This window comes from uncultured Mucilaginibacter sp., assembly GCF_903913935.1.
Classification (GTDB): Bacteria; Bacteroidota; Bacteroidia; order Sphingobacteriales; family Sphingobacteriaceae; genus Mucilaginibacter.
In genome coordinates this window covers 1-2,542 of sequence record NZ_CAIWNH010000225.1, presented here as the reverse complement: position 1 = coordinate 2,542, position 2,542 = coordinate 1, and the positions used below count along the sequence as shown (strand labels likewise).

Genomic DNA, 2,542 nt, shown 5'->3' with positions numbered 1-2,542 from the left:
TCATCCATCATACCGTGGATCGACATGGTATTCAACTTTTTTTTCCTGATAAAATCGATACAGTTATTGGTAGCTACCCTGAATAACCAGGTACTGAAAGCGTAGTCGGGTTGGTATTTGTCGAGTTTTTCGAAGGCCTTGGCAAAGGTTTCAACGGTAAGGTCCATCGCATCTTCCTTGTTGTTCACCATCTTCAGCACCATAAAATAAATTGAATCTTTGTAACGGTGCATCAGGTCGGCATAAGCTTTCTGATCGCCCTGGCGCGCTCTTACAACAAGGTGAAAATCGTTCTTAGCGTTCTCTGTAAAATTCGAATTTATTTCCATTTAGTGGTTTTTATAAAAGTGCCGATAAGGCCAAAAGTGTTTAAGTAAAGGTAATAAATCAAATCTAAAAATGGCAAATACCATATTAAATCCCTGCCACTTAAACGCTTAAATAGTTTGTTGTAAACAATAACCTGAAAAATCATTCTAAACATAAACAAACCTGCGGCTAACAAGGGCTCAAAGTTGAAAACTAAGCATAATGTTAATAAAATATAGAACAGGAAACCGCTTAATGCATCCAGGCTCAGCATGCGTTTATGCCTGGCTTTATAAATTTTACCCACGCCAAAATGCCTTTTTTTCTGCCTGAACCAGGCCGACCAGCTTTCCTTTGCATCGGTATATACAAAGGAATCTTCATGGATCTCGATCACCGTATTATCGGGCGTCGAATTTTGGTTTACAAAAAGGTCGTCGTCGCCGGATAGGATGTGCATGTGCGCCGCAAAGCCTTTCGCCCCAAAAAACAAGGTCTTGGTATAGGCCAAATTCCTGCCTATACCCATGTAAGCATCGCCATTAATGGCTGACGAAAGGTAATTAATAGCCGTTTTTACGGTTTCGAAACGGATAAAGGCATTTAAAAAACCTTTAGCTTTAATATAAGGCGAATAACCAAGCACAATTTGCACATCAGGGTTGGTAAAATTAGCTGCCATGCGGGCTATCCAATCTGCCGACGCCGGTGCACAATCCGCATCAGTAAATAAAAGGTGTTCGTTTTTTGCCGCTTTGATGCCCAAAGTAAGGGCAAACTTTTTGCCGGTTTTAAAGCGCACGTGCTCGGTAATGGTAACTACTTTTAAATGAGGGTAGCTTTTTTCAAACTCCTCCAGCACTAGGTCCGATTTATCATACGAGCAATCATTCACCACTACTACTTCAAAATCAGGATAGTTTTGGTTGAATATGGCAGGCAGGTTTTCGCTTAAATTCTTCGCCTCATTACGTGCGCTGATGATCACCGAAACGGGGATGCCCGCAGGCTGCAGTTGCTCTATCGGTTTATATTCGGTTAGCCTGCTCTGGTTATTTACAAGAAAATATAACTGGACAATGAATGCTAACTGGAATAAAATGAATAGTGCTTCTTGAATATACGTTTCCAAACCCCTGGTATTAATAAGGTTGCAAAGTTGTTAATTTTTGTTGGGATTTGGGAAGGTTGCCCTGTTGAAAAGTTGTAATGTTGAAAAGTTGGCGTGGGGAGATGTTGAAAGGTTGGAAAGTTGTAATGTTGGAAAGTTGAAACGCCTGCCAACTGCCTGCTTCCTACTGCCAACTGAAAAAGGGCGTTCCCCAATTGGTAGAAATGAGGTCACGTCGTTCGCTCATACGCCAAAGGCCTTAGGCGCGGCTTGCGCAGGAGGCCCGACGCGGCCGGTATCCGCTGCCACCGCTAACGCAGACGCCGGTATACAAGGTAACATTCTCCGCTGTCAAAACAAGCGCCGTCAGGTGCTGAATATCGGTAGAAAAATCCATCAATAAATGTTTAGCGTGCCATCGGTACGCAATCTCGCCGTGTTCCGTACCTACGGCACGGTATTTCGTTTTTTTATTTTTTTTCTACCAATATTAGACCCCGATGGGGTCGGTCGAGCAAACTCCCCAACGCTCGCTTTAGCGTTGACGATACCCAGGAGCGTACCGCAACAGATGAAGAAAGGCAGCAAGGCATTGATTTGGCGGATAGGTGGATTGGGGGGTGATGTGTCGTAGAATAAATTTAAAATGTAAATATCTTACGGTATATTTGTTTTCTACAAATCCTAATGCCACCAAAAGAGAGCCTTACTTCTGCTAAACATATCATTGAAGTATTACTTGCAGGCAGTAATCTTGTTAAATTTTGCAGCTTCTTGATCTCCATAGTCGCACTGAGTTTCTCTTTAGGATTCTATATTGGAGGACTAAATGAAGTCTATCGTCATAACACGGAAATAAATGCTTTGAACCTTGAACACAATAAGGAGCTTAATGCCGAAATCGACAAAAGAAGAGCTATTCAAGACGATTCGACCAGACGGAATATTAATGAATTAAAGAGAACAGTAATTTATCTGAAACAGAGAATCAATGAAAAAAAATAAATGGTTGCTTGTTTACATTTTAGCTTTAAACTCTTGTTTAGTAGTTATGACTATATTATTTGTTAACTCCCATTTTGCAAATATTGCATTGCAAGACACAATTAATCAGCAAAATAC

Annotated in this window: 3 protein-coding genes; 1 reads left to right on the top strand and 2 read right to left on the bottom strand. The window is 41.2% G+C overall.

What is annotated here, in order from left to right:
• Together QZY09_RS08660 and QZY09_RS08655 are read right to left on the bottom strand one after the other, a co-directional pair.
• Positions 1-329 (bottom strand): sigma-70 family RNA polymerase sigma factor (locus QZY09_RS08660; RefSeq protein ID WP_295671101.1); only part of this gene is annotated, 329 nt, incomplete at its 3' end.
• Positions 320-1,441, bottom strand: coding sequence for a glycosyltransferase (locus tag QZY09_RS08655; protein ID WP_295671097.1), 1,122 nt, complete (start codon positions 1,439-1,441; stop codon positions 320-322). The genes QZY09_RS08660 and QZY09_RS08655, both read right to left, overlap by 10 nt.
• 666 nt (positions 1,442-2,107) lie before the next feature.
• Between QZY09_RS08655 and QZY09_RS08650 the strand changes: the two genes are divergently transcribed.
• Positions 2,108-2,425: a hypothetical protein gene (locus QZY09_RS08650; protein WP_295671094.1), complete on the top strand. Its 318-nt coding sequence runs from the start codon at positions 2,108-2,110 to the stop codon at positions 2,423-2,425.
• The last annotated feature ends 117 nt before the right edge of the window (positions 2,426-2,542 follow it).